Origin of the sequence: Nocardioides sp. 616, from assembly GCF_002930065.1 — a bacterium.
In the GTDB taxonomy this organism is placed as follows: domain Bacteria; phylum Actinomycetota; class Actinomycetes; order Propionibacteriales; family Nocardioidaceae; genus Nocardioides; species Nocardioides houyundeii.
Genome location: NZ_POAG01000019.1, coordinates 439,706 through 459,683, shown reverse-complemented (window position 1 = coordinate 459,683; position 19,978 = coordinate 439,706). Strand labels below are relative to the sequence as shown.

Here is a 19,978-nt window from a genome sequence, read left to right as displayed (position 1 = left end):
GCCTTTCGTGCCTCGACGTCGAGGCGGTCGATGAACAGCACCCCGTCGAGGTGGTCGGTCTCGTGCTGCAGGGCCCGGGCCAGGAGCTCGGAGGCCTCGATCCGCAGCGGCTCGCCGTACATGTCGAAGCCGGTGGCCACCACCTGCAGCGCCCGCAGGCAGTCGTAGGTCAGCTCGGGCAGCGACAGGCACCCCTCCGCCCCGTCCTGCGTCTCGTCGGACAGGCTCAGGGTCGGGTTGACCAGGTGTCCCACCTCCCCCTCGACGTTCCAGGTGAACACGCGCAGTCCCACCCCGATCTGGGGGGCCGCCAGCCCGGCGCCGGGGGCGGCGAGCATGGTGTCGGTGAGGTCCGTGACCAACGTGCGGACCTCCTTGTCGAAGTCGGTGACCTCGATCGCGCGCGTACGCAGGATCGGGTCCCCGAAGAGACGGATGGGCTGGACTGCCACGAGGTGGTGCTCCTTGCGAGGACGACGAACACAGGGGTGCGCAACGACAGTCTACGAACGCCTGGCTCCTCTCCCCCGGTCGAGGCTCGTCCCCGGCGGCGGACAGCTCCGGGCACCGGGCCGCGGGAACCCTAGGGTGGGCCCGTTCGGCGCGCGGGCGACGAGGGTGGAGGTGCGGGAGATGGCTCCGGTGGTCACGGTTCGAGACCTGCGGATGCGCTACGGCAGCACCGACGTGCTCACCGGCGTCGACTTCGACATCTCCGCCGGGGAGGTGCTCTGCCTGCTCGGTCCCAACGGCGCCGGCAAGACCACCACGATCGAGATACTCGAGGGCTTCCGGATCCGCTCCGCCGGGGAGGTGAGCGTCCTGGGTCAGGACCCGGCCAATGCCGACGAGTCCTGGCGGGCCCGCACCGGCGTGGTCCTGCAGTCCTGGCGGGACCATCCCCGCTGGACGCCTCGTCGGCTGCTCACCCACCTCGGCGGCTACTTCGCACCCTTCTCGACCCCGGACCGGCGTCGGCCCCACGACATCGACCTGCTGCTGGAGACCGTGGGCCTCACCGAGCTCGCCGAGCGCAAGATCGCGACCCTCTCCGGTGGCCAGCGGCGCCGCCTCGACGTTGCCGTCGGCATCGTGGGACGGCCCGAGCTGCTCTTCCTCGACGAGCCCACCGCCAGCTTCGACCCGCAGGCCCGGCGGGAGTTCCACGAACTCGTGCGGCGCCTCGGGGAGGCCGAGGGGACAACGATCCTGCTCACCACCCACGACCTCGACGAGGCCGAGAAGCTCGCGGACCGGGTGCTGGTGCTGGCCGGCGGAAGGATCGTCGCGGACGACACGGTCGGGGGCCTGTCGCGGCGGGTCGAGGGTGAGTCACAGGTCAGGTGGACCCAGAGCGGCCGCACGCACTCGGAGTCGGTGCTCGACGCCACCGCGTTCGTCCGGGACCTGCTGCAGCACGGGGACGACATCCGTGACCTGGAGGTACGCCGGGCGAGCCTCGAGGACGCCTACCTCTCGCTGGTCCGTCAGCACGAGGCCGGGCACACCGACGCCGCGGCCCAGCTCTTCAGCGAGGTGACCCGATGAGCCCCACCCTGCAGGCGATCCGACTGGGCGTGCGGCGCGGCTGGACGGAGTTCCTCCAGAGCATCCGCAGCACCCAGGACCAGGGCTACTACCTGTTCACGGCCGCAGCGGTCGTCGGCTACCTCTACCTGCGCCGCAACACCGAGGTGGCGGGCACCGACCTGCTGCTGCCCTCCGTCTCCCTGCCGAGCATCCTGGGCGCTCTGGTGGCGTTCGGCGTGGTGATCGGCCCGGCCTCCACCCTGGCCATGGAGAAGGAGGACGGCACCCTGCTGCGCTACAAGGCGGTGCCCCACGGGCTGCGCGGCTACTTCACCGGCCAGCTGCTGCTGCAGTCCCTGGGGCTGGTGCCCCAGCTCACGGTCATCCTGGTGCCGAGCTTTCTGTTGTTCGACGGCCTGATGGCGAGCTCGTCAGGCTGGTTCACCGTCGTCTGGGTGCTGCTCCTGGGGCTGCTGGCCCTGATGCCCATCGGCATGGTGATCGGCGGTCTGGTCCCGGGGGTGGCCAAGATCGGCACCTGGGGGATGCTGCCCGTGATGGCCCTCGCGGGCATCTCCGGGGTCTTCTACCCGATCCAGCAGCTGTGGGGCTGGCTCCAGGTCGTGGCCCAGCTCTTCCCGATGTACTGGCTCTCGCTGGGAATGCGCTCGGCCTTCCTGCCCGACGAGGCCGCGGAGCTGGAGATCGGCGGCAGCTGGCGCACGCTGGAGACCGTGGGCGTGCTGGGTGCCTGGGCGGTGGTCGGCGCCGTGGTGACCCCGATGGTGCTGCGGCGCATGGCGCGCCGCCAGACCGGGTCCCAGGTGGAGGCGGCCCGGGACGCCAGCCTGCAGTGGATCCGCTGAGTCCAGCCCGACGTCGTACCCCCACGGCCGGCCCGTGGTCGCCTCAGAGGGAGTGCGGGTCCACCTGGATCCGCACCGCCTCGAGCTTGCGTGCAGAGCGCACCCGCTGCAGCTCCAGCAGGGCCGCGGACAACGCCCCGCCCTGGCTCCTGGGCGCGCGCACCACAAGACGCACCTCCGACTCCCCCACCGGCACCGGACCCAGGACCTCCGCGACAGCCGGCAGGGCCAGCAGCGTCAGCGCGTCGTCGACCGCGCCCGGCTCCCCGGTGACGGTGGCCAGCCGCACCGCCGGCGGCAGGTGTGCCTGCCGCCGCTGCTCCACCTCGCGGGCCGCGAACCCGGCGGGATCCCACCGCACCAGCGCCTGCAGGGCCGGATGCGCCGGATCGCCCACCGCCATCACGTGCCCCCCGGCGCGCACCAGTCCGGCCGCGGTGAGCCATCGGCGCAACGCCTCCTCCTCCGTGCGCAGGTCGGTGCGGGCCAGGGGCATCCAGGTGTCCAGCAGCAGCACCCCGGCATAGCCCCCCAGGGCGACCGGCTCAGCGCCGGGGGTGGCCACCACGACCTGGGAGTGCGAGTCGACTCCGTCCAGCACCCGCTCCCCACCTGAGCTGCGGATGGTGGTGCCCGGGAACATCCGGCCCAGCTCCTCAGCCGTCCGGTCCCGCCCGATCACCGGGGCACGCAGGCCGTGGTGCCCGCACTCGGCGCAGCGCCAGCGGTCCTCCACCGCACCGCACCAGCGGCACGTGGGCAGCTCGGTGTGACCGGCGAGCTGGAGCCCTCCCGCACACACGCGGCACCGGGCCGGCGTCCGGCAGCGTTCGCACGCCAGCGACGGCGCATAGCCGGAACGCGGCGTCTGCACCAGCACCGGTCCCTCGGTCAGGGCGCGGCGCACCATGGCATGGGCCGCCCCGGGGATGCGCGCCCCGATCGCCCGGTCCTCCGCCGGGGCGACGTCGACCCGCACCCGCGCCCGCACGGTCTCCCGGTTGGGGACCAGCGGCTGCGCCCAGCCGGTGCGGAGCAGGTAGTCCGCCTCGCAGGTGCGCGACCAGCCGCCCACCAGGGCCGCGGCGCCCTCCTGCTCGGCGCGCATCAGCAGCACCTCCCGGGTGTGGGGGTAGGGCGCCCGAGGCTCCGCGTGCAGGTCGTCGCCGTCGTCCCAGATGACGACCAGGCCCAGGTCGTGCACCGGCGCGAACGCGGCCGAACGGGTGCCGACCACCGCTCGGTGGACCCCACGGGAGACCTCGAGGAACGCGCCGTACCGCTTGGCCGGCCCGGCCTCGGCGCTGAGCACCGAGTGCTGGCCGGGTCCAAGCACCTGCTCGAAGGCTGCGGAGACCCGGACGACGTCGCGGTGGTCGGGCACGCACACCAGCACCCCGCGGCCCCCGTGCAGCGTCACCGCAGCCGCGTGCGCGAGAAGCGTCGGCCAGTCGGCGCCGGGCACGGCCTGCCAGACCGCCCGGGGCGACCCGCCGTCGGCCAGCTGCTGCAACCACGAGTCGGCGTGCTCGTGGTCGAGCCAGGCGCGGGCTGCCACGGCCGGGTCGCAGGAGGCAGGGGCAGGTGCGGCGACCGCCGGCGCGGACTCCGTGCCGGCATGACGCGGCGGCACCGCGAGCCGGAGCACGTCGGCGCGGGCGCCGGCGTAGCGGGCGGCCACCGCCCCGGTGAGCTCGGCCACCGCGGGGCTCAGCACCGGTTCGGCGCTGACGACGCGGCGCAGGGGCGTCAAGCGACCGGGGTGGTCGCTGCCGGCCGCCCGGGCCACCACGAAGCCGTCGACGTTCTGGCCGGCGAAACGGACCCTGACCCGGGCTCCCGGGACGGCGCTGGCGGCCATCGCGGCCGGCACCTGGTAGTCGAAGGGCCGGTCCAGGTGGGCGAGCGGGACGTCGACCAGGACCCGGGCCACGGGGTCGACCCCGGCAGGCTCGGCCTCGTCGACCCGACGGCGTCGGGTGGCGGCCGCCTTGGCCCGGGCGTCCGCCACGGACGCACGAAGGCCGGGCAGCATCTCCGGCTGCCCGGCCTCGTGTGTGCTCATGAGGGTGTGTCTACCAGTCGCCACCGACGCCGCGGTGCGGGCCGGGGGGGCCGGAGTCGGTCAGAGACCGGCTGCCGCCTTCAGCTGGTCGGCGCGGTCGGTGATCTCCCAGGTGAAGCCCGGCAGCTCACGACCGAAGTGGCCGTAGGCCGCCGTCTGGGCGTACTTCGGCTTCAGCAGGTCGAGGTCGCGGATGATCGCGGCGGGGCGCAGGTCGAAGACCTCGAGCACCGCCTCCTGGATCTTGGAGTCCGGAACCACCCCGGTGCCGAAGGTCTCGATGAAGACGCCCACGGGGGCGGCCTTGCCGATGGCGTAGGCGACCTGGGCCTCGCAGCGACGGGCGAGCCCGGCGGCCACGACGTTCTTGGCGACCCAGCGCATCGCGTACGCCGCGGAGCGGTCGACCTTCGAGGGGTCCTTGCCCGAGAAGGCACCGCCGCCGTGACGGGCCATGCCGCCGTAGGTGTCGATGATGATCTTGCGACCGGTGAGGCCGGCGTCGCCCATCGGTCCTCCGACGACGAACCGGCCGGTCGGGTTGACCAGCATCCGGTAGCCCGCCGACGGGATGTCGAACGACGCCAGGACGGGGTCGATCACGTGCTGCCGGATCTCGTCCTCGAGCTTGGCGAGGTCGGTGTCCTCGGAGTGCTGGGTGGAGAGCACGACGGTGTCGACGCGCACGGGGCGGTTGTCGTCGTCGTACTCGATGGTGACCTGGGTCTTGCCGTCGGGACGCAGGTTGGGCATCGTGCCGTCCTTGCGCACCCGGGACAGCCGCTCGGCGAGCCGCTGGGCGATGGTGATGGGGAGCGGCATCAGCTCGGGAGTGTCGTCGCAGGCGTAGCCGAACATCAGTCCCTGGTCGCCGGCGCCCTGTCGGTCCAGCTCGTCGGTGGACTGGTCGTGACGCTCCTCGTAGGCATCGTCGACACCCTGGGCGATGTCGGGCGACTGGGCGCCGATGGCCACGGTGACGCCGCAGGAGGCGCCGTCGAAGCCCTTCTCGGAGGCGTCGTAGCCGATCTCGAGGATCTTGTCGCGCACCAGCTTGGCCACGGGCGCGTACGCCGTGGTCGTCACCTCACCGGCCACGACGACCAGCCCCGTGGTCAGCAGCGTCTCGACGGCCACGCGGCTCGCGGGGTCGTGGGCCAGGAGGTAGTCGAGCACGGTGTCGCTGATCTGGTCAGCGATCTTGTCAGGGTGACCCTCGGTCACCGACTCAGACGTGAAAAGGCGTCCTGCCACGGTGTCACTCTCTCCCGGGTTGTTGATGGTGGTCGATCACATTAGACCCGCGTCAGCATGCAAGACGATCGTCTCACTGGGCGAATCCTCAGGGCTGGAGACGGCGGGAGATCTCGTCCCAGATGGCGTGCGCGACCCGCGACTTGGGGCCGTGCGGCACCTCGACGCAGGTGCCGTCGGCGCCGAGGATGACCACCTCGTTGTCCGCGCTGCCGAAGACCGCACCCTGGCTGACGTCGTTGACGACGAGCAGGTCGCAGCGCTTGCGCGCGAGCTTGGCCCGGCCCAGCTCCAGCACCGAGCCCGTGTGGTCACCCGTCTCGGCGGCGAAGCCCACGATGAGGGCGTCGGGACGGAACCGGGCCGAGGAGATCTCAGCCAGGATGTCGGGGTTCTGCACCAGCTCCAGCGCCGGCGCGGAGCCGTCGGAGCTCTTCTTGATCTTGGCGTCCTGCACCGCGGCGGGACGGAAGTCGGCGGGCGCCGCAGCCATCACCACCGCGTCAGCGCGTGCGGCCTCCCGCACCACGGCGTCGCGCATCTCGGCGGTGGTCTCCACCCGCAGCACGCGCACCCCGGCCGGGTCCGGCAGGGCGACGTTGGCGCTGACCAGGGTGACGCTGGCGCCGCGCGCGGCGGCCGCCTTGGCGAGCGCATAGCCCTGGAGGCCCGAGGACCGGTTGCCCAGGAACCGGACCGGGTCGAGGTACTCACGGGTGCCGCCGGCGGAGACCAGCACGGTGCGACCCACCAGGTCCGCACCACCGGTACCGCGCTCCAGCACCCCGGAGGCGATCTCGAAGATCTCGGCCGGGTCCGGAAGCCGGCCCTTGCCGGTGTCCTTGCCGGTCAAGCGTCCCTCTGCCGGCTCCAGCACCAGGGCGCCGCGGCTGCGCAGTGTCGCCACGTTGGCCACGGTCGCCGGGTGCTCCCACATCTCGGTGTGCATCGCGGGGGCGAAGACCACCGGGCAGCGCGCGGTCAGCAGGGTGTTGGTGAGCAGGTCGTCGGCCAGCCCGTGCGCCGCCTTGGCGAGGACGTCTGCGGTCGCAGGCGCGACCACGACCAGGTCGGCGGTCTGTCCCACCCGGACGTGCGGGACCTGGTGCACGTCGGTCCACACCTCGCTGGAGACCGGCTTGCCCGAGAGCGCGGCCCAGGTCGGGGCGCCCACGAAGGCCAGGGCGGCGGCGGTGGGGACCACGGTGACGTCGTGGCCGGACTCGGTGAACCGGCGCAGCAGCTCGCACGCCTTGTAGGCGGCGATGCCGCCGCTCACGCCAAGAACGACACGCGGCCGCGCCCCCTCCGGGAGCACGGCCTCGTGGTCGTCGACGTGGTTCACCAGGTCGGGCGTGTGGTCGACGGGACGATCATCAGAGCTGGTCACTCTGCGCTGGTGGCTCCCGCCGAAGCCTTGGCGGCCTCTTCGGCAGCGAGCTCGGCGGGGTCGATGTCCTCACAGGTCAGCAGGTCCTCGTTGATCTCGCGCAGGGCGATGGAGAGGGGCTTCTCCTGGACGTGGGTGTCGACCAGCGGGCCGACGTACTCCAGCAGGCCCTCGCCCAGCTGGGAGTAGTAGGCGTTGATCTGCCGGGCGCGCTTGGCGCTGTAGAGGACCAGCTTGTACTTGCTGTCGGTCTTGGTGAGCAGGTCGTCGATCGAGGGGTTGGTGACGCCCTCTGCGGCGATGTTGGGGGCAGACACGCGTGAGCCTCACAAGGTTCGAAGTTGGGTGTTCGGGCGGAGTCGGATCAACGCCCGGGGTCGAGCACCATCAAGTTTACCAACTCCTCGACCGCAGCGTGAACTTCGTGGTTCACGATGGTGACGTCGAACTCCGCTTCGGCCTCCAGCTCCTCGCGCGCGGTGGCCAGGCGACGAGCCCTTTCCTCGGCGTTCTCGGTGCCCCGACCGACGAGCCGGCGGACCAGCTCGTCCCACGACGGCGGCTTGAGGAAGACGAACAGGGCCTCCGGCATCGTCCGGCGGACCTGGCGGGCCCCCTGCAGGTCGATCTCCAGCATCGCCGGGCGCCCCTGGGCCAGCACCTCCTCGACCGGACCGCGCGGCGTGCCGTACCGGGCGGCGCCGTGCACGCAGGCCCACTCCAGGAGCTCGTCGTTGGCGACCATCGCGTCGAACTGGGCGTCGTCGACGAAGTGGTAGTGCACGCCGTCGATCTCACCGGGTCGCGGCGCCCGGGTGGTCACCGACACCGAGATCCAGATCTCGGGGTGGCGTCGCCGGACGTCGGCGGCCACGGTGCCCTTGCCGACGGCGGTGGGCCCGGCCAGGACGACGAGTCGGGAGACCGGTGTGGAGCCCACGGCGCTCATGCGCCGTCGGCGAACTCGCGCTCCAGCGCGGCCACCTGCTTGGTGCCGAGCCCACGGACCCGTCGGCTCTCGGCGATGCCGAGGCGCTCCATCACCTGTCGGGCCCGCACCTTGCCCAGGCCGGGCATCGACTGCAGCAGGTCGACGACCCGCATCTTGCCGACCACCTCGTTGTCCTGCCCCTCGCGGATCACCTCGATGATCGAGGCACCCGAGTTCTTGAGCCGGTTCTTCACCTCCGCGCGCTCCCTGCGGGAGGCGGCAGCCTTGTCGAGCGCCGCGAGGCGCTGTTCGGGTGTGAGGGGAGGCAGTGCCACGTGAGCAGTCCTAGTCGTCGGCAGGCAAAAGTCGTGTCGTCAGCGGGTCGCAGGCCGTTGCGGCAGGCGGCCGCTCACGGCCCGATCAATCTAGTCAGAGAGCCTGTCCACGAGCAATCGCGGGGCCTGCCCGGGCACGTGATCACCCCCACGTACGCTGCGTCAGCCCTCGCCCAGCACCGCGACCGCGTCGTTGCCGCGACGTGCCGCGTCCCGCAGCGAGATCAGGTCCGGGCCGGCGCGCAGCACCTCCCGCGAGGTGCTCGGCAGGACCCGGGAGACCGAGGCGCCGAAGATCCGGCGCAGGTCCTCCACCGTGCCGCCCTGGGCGCCGAAGCCCGGCGCGAGGATCGGCCCGTTGAAGTCCAGGTCCTCCGCGGGCCGGCCGATCGTGGCCCCGATGACCGCCCCGAAGTCCCCCATCGGCTCGGCACCGGCGTTGAGCCGGCGCAGGTGGGCCAGCACGGTGCCGGCCACCGTGTCCGCGCCCGACACCGCGGACTGGACCTCGGCCCCCTCCTTGTTCGACGTCAAGGCCAGCACGAAGAGTCCGCCGCCGTGCCGCCGTGCGACCTCGACCATCGGGTCCAGCGACCCGAAGCCCAGGAAGGGCGAGGCGGTGATCGCGTCCGAGGCCAGCGGGGAGGCCGGATCGAGGTAGGCGTCGGCGTAGGCCTGGGTGGTGGAGCCGATGTCGCCCCGCTTGACGTCCAGCAGGACCAGGGCCCCGGCTGCGCGCGACTCGGCCACCACCCGCTCCAGGACCGCGATCCCGGCGCTGCCGAACCGCTCGTAGAACGCGCTCTGCGGCTTCACCACCGAGACCACCGGAGCCAGCGCCTCGACGCACGTCATCGCGAACCTCTCCAACCCGGCGACGTCGTCGCCCAGGCCCCACTCCAGCAGCAGCCCCGCGTGGGGGTCGATGCCCACGCACAGCCGCCCGCGGGTGGACATCGCCTCACTCAGCCGGGCTCCGAAGGTCGGTACGACGGTCATGGTCTCTCCCGGGGGTCGTGGGGGTCTGGGGCCTGGTGGTCGCGGTGGTCGCGGTGGTCGCGGGGGTGGTGCTGGTCCCGGTGATCCGAGCCGCGCACCAGGTGGGGGGATCCCGCCAGGTCGGAGACGAGCCGGGACACGGTGGTGGGGTCGTGCAGCAGCGCGGTGCCGACCTGGACCGCGACCGCGCCGGCCCGCAGGTGGTCCCGGGCGTGGTCGCTGCTCTCGACCCCGCCCGCCCCGATCACCGCGACCCCGGGGAGGGCGCGGACCACCTCGAGCACGCAGCGCAGCGCGACCGGCCGGAGCGCCGGGCCGCTCAGGCCGGCGGAGCGCCCGTCCGGCATCGCAGCCGGCAGCGCGTTGCCCAGCACCACGGCGCTCGCCCCCGCCTCGCTCACCGCGCGGGCCGTCTCCACCGCCCGGGAGACGTCGAGCCGCAGCTTGGCCAGGACGGGGAGGTCACGGGGCAGCTCGCGGCGGACCACGGAGATCGCGGACGCCGCCAGGTAGGGCTCGCGGGCGTCGAAGACCCCGGCACCCTCGGGGTCCGGCACCGAGAGGTTGACCTCCACCCCGGCGATGCCAGGGGTGCGGCCCAGGCTGCGCGCGAGCTCGGCGTACTCGGCGAGCGAGGAGCCGGCGATGGAGACGAACACCTGCGCGCCGGCCCGGACCAGCCAGCGCAGCTCGGTCTCGCAGAACGCCGTGAAGCCGGGGTTGTGCAGCCCCACGGCATTGAGGAACCCGCTCGGCGACTCGACGAGGCGCGGGGTCGGGCCGCCGCTCCTGGCGCCGGAGGTCAGCGTCCGGGTGACGAACGCCAGGCCGTCGAGGTCGGTGAAGGGAGCCAGCTCCCGGCCCGTCCCTCCGCAGCCGGACGCCACCATGACCGGGGACCTCAGCCCGAGCCCGCTCATCCCAGCTCGTCCCACAGCACGCGGTCACCCGGCAGCGCGGGCCCCTCCAGGCAGGCGCGGACCTGCAGGACGCCTCCGTCGCCGCCCAGGACCGGTACGACGCAGGCATGGCAGAGACCGGTGGCGCACGGCATCGGACGCTCCAGGGCCACCTGGGAGCTCACGCCGCGCGCACTCGCCTCGCGGGCCACCACGGCCAGGGTCGAGGCCGCACCGGCGGCGTACACGACGGGGGCACCGCTGGCGTCCAGCGCCGCCCCGACGTGCGTCGCGGCCGTGCCGCGGCTGCCCACGGAGCCGTCCTCGGTCACGACCGTCACGCTGCGAGCCAGCCTGCGCGCCTCCAGCGCGGAGAGGAGATGGGCCTCGTCCCGGGCGGCCACCAGCATGGTGACGGGGCACTCCCGGTCGCGGAGCCGCTCGGCCAGGCTGAACAGGACGGCCGCGGCGTACCCCTCCCCCACCAGCAGGCAGGGCACCGGCTCCCGGGGCAGCGCGAAGGGGCGTCCCAGGGGACCCGTGACCGGCAGCCGGGCGCCCTGCGGCAGGGCGCCGAGCCACCGGCCTCCCACCCCGCACGGCTCCACCACGACCTCGAGGGTCGCCCCGTGCGTGCCGGTGGCGCGGACCCGGTGGATCCACAGCGGGCGGCGGGCCAGGTGCGCGGTGTCCAGGGAGACCGCGACGAACTGCCCGGGCCGGAAACGCTCGGGGATGCCCGGGACCGCCAGCGTCAGGACGCGGTAGGCGCCGGCTCGCCTGGTCGCCAACACCTCCCCCGTGGCGTGCACCGGGCCCCGGTCGGGCAGCGCCCGAGTGGGTACGACGTCCGGCACCGGCTCAGCCGCCGGCCAGGCCGCGGGCGATCCGCCGGGGCCACAGCGGTCCGCCGTAGATGAAGGCGGTGTAGGCCTGGATGAGGGTGGCTCCGGCCGCCAGCCGAGCCCGCGCCTCGGACACCGTGCTGATGCCGCCGACTCCGATGATGGTGAGGTCGGGCCCCACCCGACGGCGCAGCATCGCCGTCACCTCCTCGGCCCGGGCCCTCAGTGGGGAGCCCGACAGGCCACCGGGGCCTATCCTCTCCACCTCGGTCGGGTCGGTGGTCAGGCGGTCACGGGTGATGGTGGTGTTGGTCGCGCTGATGCCGTCCAGGCCCACGGCCAGGGCGAGGTCCGCCACCGCGAGCACGTCCTCGTCGCTGAGGTCGGGCGCGATCTTGACCAGCAACGGCACCCGACGGTCGGCGACGACCTCGTCGGCGCGCCGCCGTACGGCGCGCAGCAGGGGCTCCAGCTTCTCCACCGCCTGCAGGTCGCGCAGCCCGGGGGTGTTGGGCGAGGAGACGTTGACGACCAGGTAGTCGGCGTGCGGCGCGAGCAGGCCGGCGCTCTTCTGGTAGTCGCCGATCGCGGACTCCTCGGGCACCACCTTCGTCTTGCCGATGTTGACCCCGACCACCACGTCGTTGCGGCCACGCGCGGCCAGTCGCCGGGCCACCGCCTCCGCGCCGTCGTTGTTGAACCCCATCCGGTTGACGATGGCTCGGTCCCGCGGCAGCCGGAACAGCCGCGGGGTGGGGTTGCCCGGCTGCGGCTCCCCCGTGACGGTGCCGATCTCCACGTGCCCGAAACCCAGTCCGGCCAGCGCGTCGATGCCCACGGCGTTCTTGTCGAAGCCGGCCGCGACCCCCAGGACGTGCGGGAACGTGAGGCCCATGGCCGTCACCGGGGTGCCGACCGGGCGTTCCCGGGCGCCCAGCACGCGACGGGTCAGGGGACGCGCGGCGCGGATCGCCCCGAACCCGACGTGGTGGGCACGCTCGGGGTCCACCCGGGTCAGCACCGTGTCGAAGATGACGTCGTACATCAGGTGGCCCCGGTGATGGCGTTCCACTCCTGCAGGCTCCGGACCCCGATCTCGCCGCGGCTGAGCGCCTCGATGCCCTGGGCGGCCGCGGCCAGGCCCTGGACCGTGGTGATGCACGGGATGTTGGCCATCACCGCCGCCGTGCGGATCTCGTAGCCGTCGAGACGGCCGGCGGTCCCCGTGGAGTAGGGAGTGTTGATCACCAGGTCGATCTCGCCGCCGTGGATGAGCTGAACTGTGGTCTGCTCCCCGTCGGGGCCCTCCCCCTCGTGGTGCTTGCGCACGGTGCGCGCCTCGATCCCGTTGCGCCGCAGCACCTCGGCGGTGCCCTGGGTCGCCAGGATCTCGAAGCCGCGCATCGCCAGCGCCTTGATCGGGAAGATCATGTTGCGCTTGTCCCGGTTGGCCACCGAGACGAAGATCCGCCCCGAGGTGGGCAGCGACCCGTAGGCGGCGGTCTGGGCCTTGGCGAAGGCGGTGCCGAAGTCGGCGTCGAAGCCCATCACCTCACCGGTCGACTTCATCTCCGGACCCAGCACCGTGTCGACGTTGCGGCCGTCGGGGGTCTTGAACCGGTTGAACGGCATCACCGCCTCCTTCACCGCGATCGGGAAGTCGGCCGGCAGCGTGCCGCCGTCGCCCTGCGCCGGCAGCACGCCGCAGGCGCGCAGCTGGGCGATCGACTCGCCCAGCATCACCCGGGCGGCTGCCTTGGCCAGCGGCGTCCCGGTTGCCTTGGAGACGAACGGGACGGTCCGCGAGGCCCGGGGGTTGGCCTCCAGGACGTAGAGCACGTCGGAGCCGAGGGCGAACTGGATGTTCAGCAGCCCGCGCACCCCGACGCCGCGGGCGATGGCCTCGGTGGCGGAGCGGATGCGCAGGATCTCCGCGGCACCCAGGGTGATCGGCGGCAGCGCGCAGGAGGAGTCGCCGGAGTGGATGCCGGCCTCCTCGATGTGCTCCATGACCCCGCCCAGGAACAGGTCGGTGCCGTCGAAGATGGCGTCCACGTCGATCTCGACCGCGTCGTCGATGAAGCGGTCCACGAGCACCGGGTGCTCGGGGCTGATCTCGGTGGCCCGGTCGATGTAGCCCCGCAGCGAGGCGTCGTCGTAGACGATCTCCATGCCACGTCCACCCAGGACGTAGGAAGGACGCACCAGCACCGGGTAGCCGATGCCAGCGGCGATCTCCTTGGCGTCCTCGTAGGAGGTCGCCATCCCGAACTTGGGCGCCGGCAGGCCGGCGTCGGCGAGCACCTGACCGAAGGCGCCGCGCTCCTCGGCCAGGTGGATCGCCTCGGGCGCGGTGCCCACGATCGTGACCCCCGCGTCCGCCAGGCCCTGGGCCAGGCCCAAGGGAGTCTGACCGCCCAGCTGGCAGATGACGCCGGCGACGGGGCCCGCCTGCTGCTCGGCGTGCACGATCTCGAGCACGTCCTCCAGGGTGAGGGGCTCGAAGTAGAGCCGGTCGGAGGTGTCGTAGTCGGTGGAGACGGTCTCGGGGTTGCAGTTGACCATGACGGTCTCGTAGCCGGCCTCGGAGAGCGCCATGGAGGCGTGCACGCACGAGTAGTCGAACTCGATGCCCTGACCGATCCGGTTGGGTCCGCTGCCCAGGATGATGACGGCCTCGCGCTCTCGCGGCTCGACCTCGGTCTCCTCGTCGTAGGACGAGTAGTGGTACGGCGTCCGGGCGGCGAACTCCGCGGCACAGGTGTCCACGGTCTTGTAGACCGGGCGCACCCCGAGCGCGTGCCGGACCGCCCGGACCTCGCCCTCGCTCATGCCGCGGATGCCGGCGAGCTGGGCGTCGCTGAAGCCGTGGCGCTTGGCCATCCGCAGCGTGCCGGCATCGAGCTCGTCGGCGGCCGCGACCGCCTCGGCGACCTCGCGGATCAGGAAGAGCTGGTCGACGAACCACGGGTCGATCCTGGTGTGCTCGAAGACCTGCTCGGGAGTGGCGCCGGCCAGGATCGAGTCCATCACGGTGCGCAGCCGGCCGTCGGTCGGGACCTCGGACTTCTCCAGCAGCGCTTGGAGGTCACCGGGCTCGGCCGCGAAGTCGAAGATGGCCCCCTTGGACTCCAGGCTGCGCAGCGCCTTCTGCAGCGACTCGGTGAAGTTGCGGCCGATCGCCATCGCCTCACCGACGCTCTTCATGTGCGTGGTCAGCGTCTGGTCGGCCCCGGGGAACTTCTCGAAGGCGAACCGCGGCACCTTGACCACCACGTAGTCCAGAGTGGGCTCGAAGGCCGCCGGCGTGCTCGACCCGTCCGGGCGGGCGGTGATGTCGTTGGGGATCTCGTCGAGGGTGTAGCCGATGGCCACCTTGGCGGCGATCTTGGCGATCGGGAAGCCCGTGGCCTTGGAGGCGAGAGCGCTGGAGCGGGAGACCCGGGGGTTCATCTCGATCACGATCAGGCGCCCGTCGGCCGGGTTGACCGCGTACTGGATGTTGCAGCCCCCGGTGTCGACGCCGACCGAGCGGATGATGCCGATCGCCATGTCGCGCATCTTCTGGTACTCGCGGTCGGTCAGCGTCATCGCCGGGGCGACGGTGATGGAGTCGCCCGTGTGCACGCCCATCGGGTCGAAGTTCTCGATGGAGCAGATGATCACCACGTTGTCGGCGGTGTCACGCATCACCTCCAGCTCGTACTCCTTCCAGCCGATGATGGACTCCTCCAGGAGCACCTCGGTGGTCGGCGAGGCGGCGAGCCCGGCGCCGCCGATGCGACGCAGCTGCTCCTCGTCGTAGGCGAACCCCGAGCCGGTGCCGCCCATCGTGAAGGAGGGGCGCACCACCAGCGGGTAGCCGAGCTCGTCCGCGCCGGCCAGCAGGTCCTCGATGGAGTGGCAGACGACCGACTTGGCCGACTCGCCGCCGAGCTCGTCGACGATCTTCTTGAACTGCTCGCGGTTCTCCCCGCGGTTGATCGCCTCGATGCTGGCGCCGATCAGCTCGACGTCGTACTTGGCCAGCACGCCGGCCTCGTCGAGCCGCATCGCGCAGTTGAGGGCGGTCTGCCCGCCCAGGGTGGCCAGCAGCGCGTCGGGACGCTCCTTGGCGATCACCTTCTCGACGTACTCCGGGGTGATCGGCTCGATGTAGGTGGCGTCGGCGAACTCCGGGTCCGTCATGATGGTGGCCGGGTTGGAGTTGACCAGGATGACCCGCAGGCCCTCCTCCTTGAGCACCCGGCAGGCCTGGGTGCCGGAGTAGTCGAACTCGCAGGCCTGGCCGATGATGATCGGACCGGAGCCGATCACCAGCACCGACTTGATGTCGTCGCGCTTGGGCATCAGGCCCTCGCCTCCATGAGCTCGCAGAAACGGTCGAACAGGTACGCCGCGTCGTGCGGACCCGCCGCGGCCTCGGGGTGGTACTGGACGGAGAAGCTCTTCAGCGCGCCGTCCGGTCCGCGCAGCTCCAGGCCCTCGACCACGTCGTCGTTGAGGCACACGTGGGACACGCTCGCATCTCCGTACGGCGTGGCGGTCGACCCCTCGAGCGGGGCATCGACGGCGAAGCCGTGGTTGTGCGCGGTGACCTCCACCTTGCCGGTGGTCCGGTCCATCACGGGCTGGTTGATGCCCCGGTGGCCGTACTTGAGCTTGTAGGTGCCGAAGCCGAGCGCGCGGCCGAAGAGCTGGTTGCCGAAGCAGATGCCGAAGTAGGGCACCTCGTCGGCCAGGGCGCCCTGGAGCAGCTCGACCTGGGCGGTCGTCGCCGCGGGGTCGCCGGGCCCGTTGGAGAAGAAGAGCCCGTCGGGAGCGACGGCGCGGACCTCGTCGAGCGTGGCGGTGGCGGGCAGCACGTGCACCTCGATGCCGCGCTCGCTCATCATCCTCGGCGTGTTGGACTTGATGCCGAGGTCGATCGCCGCGACGGTGAAGCGCTTCTCCCCCACCGGTGGGACCACGTAGGCGTGCGCGGTGGAGACCGCCTCGCTGAGGTTGGCTCCCGCCATCTCGCCCGACTCCCGGACCCGGGCCAGGAGCAGCTCGGGGTCGGTCTCAGTCGTGGAGATCCCCACCCGCATCGCGCCCCGCTCGCGCAGGTGGCGGGTCAGGGCACGGGTGTCGACGCCACTGATGCCCACGACGCCCTGCTCGCGCAGCGCGTCGTCCAGGGTACGGACGCTGCGCCAGTTCGAGGGCACCCGAGCGGGGTCGCGCACCACGTAGCCGGCGACCCAGATGCGACCGGACTCGGGGTCCTCGTCGTTCATCCCGGTGTTGCCCACGTGCGGAGCCGTCATCACGACGACCTGCCGGTGGTAGCTGGGATCGGTCAGCGTCTCCTGGTAGCCGGACATGCCGGTCGAGAAGACGATCTCGCCGAAGGTCTCGCCCTCGGCTCCGAATGAGTCACCGCGAAAGGTGCGCCCGTCCTCGAGGACCATGAGCGCAGGGGCAGGCAGAGCCATGCCGCACCTCCTTCTCCGCCTCACGGGACGGATAGTTAAAGGATGTTCGAACCGTCGCTGACCCTATCAGCGCGAGAACCGGCGACGTGGAGCGGTCTCGGCGCGTGATCCCATGCCCTGGCTCAGACGTCGCTCAGGCGACGAAGATGCAGAAGGGGTGCCCCTCGGGGTCGGCGAACACGTACAGCTGCTCGTCCTCGTCCGCGGAGCGGTCCAGCAGCACCTTGGCCCCCAGTCCCACCGCCCGGTCCCGCTGGGCGCTCAGCTCCGCGGGAGTGTCGACGGTCAGGTCGAGGTGCAGCTGCTGCGGGACCTCGGGGCTGGGCCAGGTGCTCCGGGCCTGCTCGGCGACCTGCTGGAACGCCAGCACGCGGGTGCCGTCGTCCCGGGTCAGCACCAGCCAGTCCACCTCGTCGTCGCCTTCGCCGGCCTCGTCCCCGGGCCGGTAGACCAGGCCCAGGAGCTGGCGCCAGAACTCGGCCTCGCGCCGGACCTCGACCGCGTCGAGGACGGTGTGCAGCAGGTGAGGGGCACTCATCAGTGGGTCTCCTTCACTCGTCGTCGCCTCACGCCAGGACGCCGTCGCGCACGGTGACGCGACCGCCGTACACCGTGTGCACCACTCGGGAGGTGAGCTCACGACCGTGCCACGGATTGTTGCGCGACAGCGACGCCGACGCGTCCCGATCGACGCGGACCACCGCGGACGGGTCCACCAGCACCAGGTGCGCGGGGGCTCCGGGCACGAGCGCCTGCCCCTGCCCGTCCAGTCCGGCGATCCGCGCCGGAGTGTGCGACATGACCCGGGCGATGTCCGCCCAGGACATCGCCTCCATCGCGGTGCGCACCACCGGGAGCGCCGTCTCCAGCCCGACCATGCCGAAGGCGGCGTCGGTGAAGGCGTGCTCCTTGTCGTGCCGAGCGTGGGGTGCGTGGTCGGTGGCCACGGCGTCGATGGTGCCGTCGGCCAGGGCCGCGCGCAGGGCGGCGACGTCCTCGTCGGGGCGCAGGGGCGGGTTCACCTTGTACGTCGGGTCGTAGCCGGTGAGCAGGTCGGTGGTGAGCATCAGGTGGTGCGGCGTCACCTCGGCGGTGACGGCCATCCCCTGGGCCTTGGCCCACCTGATCACCTCCACCGACCCCGCGGTCGACACGTGCGCGACGTGCACCCGGGAGCCGGTGTGCCGGGCGAGCATGACGTCGCGGGCCACCACGACCTCCTCGGCCACGCCCGGCCAGCCGGGAAGCCCGAGCCGGCCCGAGATCTCGCCCTCGTGGCAGCAGGCCGACGAGCCGGCCAGCGTGGGGTCCTGGGAGTGCTGGGAGATGACCCCGCCGAACGCCTTGACGTACTCCAGGGCACGGCGCATCACGCGGGCGTCGTGGACGCACCTGCCGTCGTCGGAGAAGACCCGCACCCCGGCCCGGGACCGAGCCATCAGCCCGAGCTCGGCGAGCTCCTCGCCACCCAGGCCGCGGGTCACCGCGCCCACCGGCTGCACCTGGACCAGACCTGCTTCGCGGCCCAGCTCCCAGACCCGCACGGCGGCCTCGGCGGTGTCGGTGACCGGGGTGGTGTTCGCCATCGCCAGCACGGCGGTGTAGCCGCCCAGTGCTGCGGCCTGGGAGCCGGTCAGGACCGTCTCCGCGTCCTCCCGGCCGGGCTCGCGCAGGTGGGTGTGCAGGTCCACCAGTCCCGGGAGCGCGACGAGTCCGTCGGCCTCGATCACCTCGTGGCCGGCGGCGTCGACGGAGCCGACCTCGGCGATCACGTGGTCGCGGATCAGCAGGTCGGCCGAGGTCTCGCCGAGCAGCGAGGCCCCCTTGATCACGAGCGCCATCAGGCTTCCTCTCCGGCAAGCAGGTGGTAGAGCACGGACATCCGGATGGCCAGGCCGCTGGAGACCTGCTCGAGGACCACCGACTGGGCGGCGTCCGCGGCGTCGGCGGCGATCTCCAGGCCCCGGTTCATCGGGCCGGGGTGGCAGATCGGCACGTCCGGCCCCAGCAGCGCCAGCCGGTCGCGGGTCAGGCCGTAGCCGACGGTGTACTCGCGGGCGGTCGGGAAGAAGGCGCCCGACATGCGCTCGCGCTGCACGCGGAGCATCATCACCGCGTCCGCCTGCGGGAGCACCTGGTCCACGTCGTACGACGTCTCGAACCCGACGGCACGCGACCAGGAGTCGATGCCGGCCGGCATCAGGGTGGGAGGGGCGACGACGGTGACCCGCGCCCCGAGCTTGGTCAGGCACAGCACGTTGGAGCGGAAGACCCGGCTGTGGGTCAGGTCGCCGACCAGGACCACGTGGCGACCCTCGAGGGAGCCCATGCGGCGCTGCAGCGTGTAGGCGTCCAGCAGCGCCTGGGTGGGGTGCTCGTGCGTACCGTCGCCGGCGTTGACCACCACCGCGTCGACCCACTGGCTCACCTGGTGCGCGGCACCGCTGGCCGGGTGCCGGATGACGAGCCCGTCGACCCCCATGGCGCAGACGGTGAGCACGGTGTCACGCAGGCTCTCGCCCTTGGAGGCGCTGGAGCCCTTGGCGCTGACGTTGATGACGTCGGCGGAGAGCCACTTGCCCGCGATCTCGAACGAGGACCGGGTGCGGGTGGAGTCCTCGAAGAACATGTTGACGATGGTGCGTCCGCGAAGCGCCGGCAGCTTCTTGACGTCCCGGCGCTGCACGTCGTGCATCTCGGCCGCGGTGTCGAAGATGGCGCCGATGTCGTCGACGGCGAGGTCGTCGATCGAGAGCAGGTGCTTCACGAGATCGTCACCTCGTCAACGTCGTCGGTCTCGGCGAGCCGGACGCTGACCCGCTCGGAGCGGGCGCTGGGCAGGTTCTTGCCCACGTGGTCGGCGCGGATGGGCAGCTCGCGGTGACCGCGGTCCACCAGCACGGCGAGACGGACCGCGGCGGGTCGACCCAGGTCGCTCACCGCGTCCAGCGCCGCGCGGATCGTGCGGCCCGAGAACAGCACATCGTCGACGAGCACGACGACCTTGCCGTCGATGCCCCCGGACGGGAGCTGGGTCTTGTGGGCGCGCCGGGTGGGCTGGGAGCGCAGGTCGTCGCGGTACATCGTGACGTCGAGCTCGCCGACGGCGACCGGCACGCCCTCCACCGCGGCGATGCCGTCGGCGATCCGGTGCGCCAGCGGCACGCCGCGGGTGTGCAGACCGAGCAGGATCAGGTCGGCGGCGCCCTTGTTGCGCTCGAGGATCTCGTGCGAGATGCGGGTCAGGGCCCGGGTGATGTCACGGGCGTCGAGGACGGTGCGTCCTGGTGCGGGGGCAGGCATGCGCGGCCTGGACCTCCTTCTCCGCCTCACGGGACGGCTCGTTAAAGGATGTCGTGCGCGCCAGACCCTACCAGCGCCGAGGCA

At 72.2% G+C, this 19,978-nt stretch carries 19 protein-coding genes; 2 read left to right on the top strand and 17 right to left on the bottom strand.

Going from position 1 to position 19,978, the window contains the following annotated elements:
• Positions 1 to 452, bottom strand: a 452-nt coding sequence (def, locus tag C5H89_RS13410; RefSeq protein ID WP_104107549.1) for a peptide deformylase, incomplete at its 3' end; no start/stop codon positions are given.
• Positions 453 to 633: 181 nt separating this feature from the next.
• On the opposite strand from def, the gene C5H89_RS13405 reads away from it, so the two are divergent.
• Both C5H89_RS13405 and C5H89_RS13400 read left to right on the top strand, forming a co-directional pair.
• Positions 634 to 1,548 (top strand): ABC transporter ATP-binding protein, encoded by a 915-nt coding sequence (locus C5H89_RS13405; RefSeq protein ID WP_104107548.1) that lies wholly within the window; start codon positions 634 to 636, stop codon positions 1,546 to 1,548.
• The gene (locus C5H89_RS13400) at positions 1,545 to 2,396 is read left to right on the top strand and encodes an ABC transporter permease (protein WP_104107466.1); all 852 of its coding nucleotides are present in this window, start codon (positions 1,545 to 1,547) and stop codon (positions 2,394 to 2,396) included. The genes C5H89_RS13405 and C5H89_RS13400 overlap by 4 nt, the downstream gene beginning before the upstream one ends.
• A 43-nt stretch (positions 2,397 to 2,439) precedes the next feature.
• Here the strand turns inward: C5H89_RS13400 and C5H89_RS13395 are convergent, their stop codons facing one another.
• From C5H89_RS13395 to pyrR, 16 genes are all read right to left on the bottom strand, one after another.
• Positions 2,440 to 4,461, bottom strand: a complete 2,022-nt coding sequence (locus C5H89_RS13395; protein ID WP_205305014.1) for a primosomal protein N' — start codon at positions 4,459 to 4,461, stop codon at positions 2,440 to 2,442.
• 60 nt (positions 4,462 to 4,521) lie between these two features.
• On the bottom strand, positions 4,522 to 5,715 hold the full coding sequence (metK, locus tag C5H89_RS13385) for a methionine adenosyltransferase (RefSeq protein ID WP_101524302.1): 1,194 nt from the start codon (positions 5,713 to 5,715) through the stop codon (positions 4,522 to 4,524).
• Between the two features lie 88 nt (positions 5,716 to 5,803).
• Positions 5,804 to 7,033, bottom strand: a complete 1,230-nt coding sequence (gene coaBC / locus C5H89_RS13380) for a bifunctional phosphopantothenoylcysteine decarboxylase/phosphopantothenate--cysteine ligase CoaBC (protein ID WP_104107546.1) — start codon at positions 7,031 to 7,033, stop codon at positions 5,804 to 5,806.
• 68 nt (positions 7,034 to 7,101) lie between these two features.
• Positions 7,102 to 7,422 (bottom strand): DNA-directed RNA polymerase subunit omega, encoded by a 321-nt coding sequence (gene rpoZ, locus C5H89_RS13375; protein ID WP_101524301.1) that lies wholly within the window; start codon positions 7,420 to 7,422, stop codon positions 7,102 to 7,104.
• 47 nt (positions 7,423 to 7,469) lie between these two features.
• On the bottom strand, positions 7,470 to 8,054 hold the full coding sequence (gmk, locus tag C5H89_RS13370) for a guanylate kinase (RefSeq protein WP_104107465.1): 585 nt from the start codon (positions 8,052 to 8,054) through the stop codon (positions 7,470 to 7,472).
• Positions 8,051 to 8,371 (bottom strand): integration host factor, actinobacterial type, encoded by a 321-nt coding sequence (gene mihF / locus C5H89_RS13365; protein ID WP_101524299.1) that lies wholly within the window; start codon positions 8,369 to 8,371, stop codon positions 8,051 to 8,053. The genes gmk and mihF overlap by 4 nt, the downstream gene beginning before the upstream one ends.
• Before the next feature lie 162 nt (positions 8,372 to 8,533).
• Positions 8,534 to 9,370: an orotidine-5'-phosphate decarboxylase gene (pyrF, locus tag C5H89_RS13360; protein WP_104107464.1), complete on the bottom strand. Its 837-nt coding sequence runs from the start codon at positions 9,368 to 9,370 to the stop codon at positions 8,534 to 8,536.
• The gene (locus tag C5H89_RS13355) at positions 9,367 to 10,290 is read right to left on the bottom strand and encodes a tRNA-dihydrouridine synthase (protein WP_104107463.1); all 924 of its coding nucleotides are present in this window, start codon (positions 10,288 to 10,290) and stop codon (positions 9,367 to 9,369) included. The genes pyrF and C5H89_RS13355 overlap by 4 nt, the downstream gene beginning before the upstream one ends.
• Positions 10,287 to 11,126 (bottom strand): dihydroorotate dehydrogenase electron transfer subunit, encoded by an 840-nt coding sequence (locus tag C5H89_RS13350; RefSeq protein ID WP_104107462.1) that lies wholly within the window; start codon positions 11,124 to 11,126, stop codon positions 10,287 to 10,289. Before C5H89_RS13350 ends, C5H89_RS13355 begins: the two co-directional genes overlap by 4 nt.
• Positions 11,127 to 11,130: 4 nt before the next feature.
• Complete coding sequence (locus tag C5H89_RS13345) at positions 11,131 to 12,186, bottom strand: quinone-dependent dihydroorotate dehydrogenase (RefSeq protein ID WP_240181853.1); 1,056 nt, start codon at positions 12,184 to 12,186, stop codon at positions 11,131 to 11,133.
• Complete coding sequence (carB, locus tag C5H89_RS13340) at positions 12,159 to 15,464, bottom strand: carbamoyl-phosphate synthase large subunit (RefSeq protein ID WP_104107461.1); 3,306 nt, start codon at positions 15,462 to 15,464, stop codon at positions 12,159 to 12,161. The genes C5H89_RS13345 and carB overlap by 28 nt, the downstream gene beginning before the upstream one ends.
• Positions 15,464 to 16,591, bottom strand: coding sequence for a glutamine-hydrolyzing carbamoyl-phosphate synthase small subunit (gene carA / locus C5H89_RS13335; protein WP_104107460.1), 1,128 nt, complete (start codon positions 16,589 to 16,591; stop codon positions 15,464 to 15,466). The genes carB and carA overlap by 1 nt, the downstream gene beginning before the upstream one ends.
• A gap of 133 nt (positions 16,592 to 16,724) precedes the next feature.
• The gene (locus tag C5H89_RS13330) at positions 16,725 to 17,129 is read right to left on the bottom strand and encodes a VOC family protein (protein WP_240181852.1); all 405 of its coding nucleotides are present in this window, start codon (positions 17,127 to 17,129) and stop codon (positions 16,725 to 16,727) included.
• Between the two features lie 28 nt (positions 17,130 to 17,157).
• Positions 17,158 to 18,432 carry a dihydroorotase gene (locus C5H89_RS13325; protein WP_104107459.1) on the bottom strand — a complete coding sequence of 425 codons (1,275 nt, stop codon included), beginning with the start codon at positions 18,430 to 18,432 and terminating at the stop codon, positions 17,158 to 17,160.
• Positions 18,432 to 19,358, bottom strand: a complete 927-nt coding sequence (locus tag C5H89_RS13320) for an aspartate carbamoyltransferase catalytic subunit (protein ID WP_104107458.1) — start codon at positions 19,356 to 19,358, stop codon at positions 18,432 to 18,434. The genes C5H89_RS13325 and C5H89_RS13320 overlap by 1 nt, the downstream gene beginning before the upstream one ends.
• Positions 19,355 to 19,894, bottom strand: coding sequence for a bifunctional pyr operon transcriptional regulator/uracil phosphoribosyltransferase PyrR (pyrR, locus tag C5H89_RS13315; protein WP_104107457.1), 540 nt, complete (start codon positions 19,892 to 19,894; stop codon positions 19,355 to 19,357). The genes C5H89_RS13320 and pyrR overlap by 4 nt, the downstream gene beginning before the upstream one ends.
• Between the last annotated feature and the right edge of the window lie 84 nt (positions 19,895 to 19,978).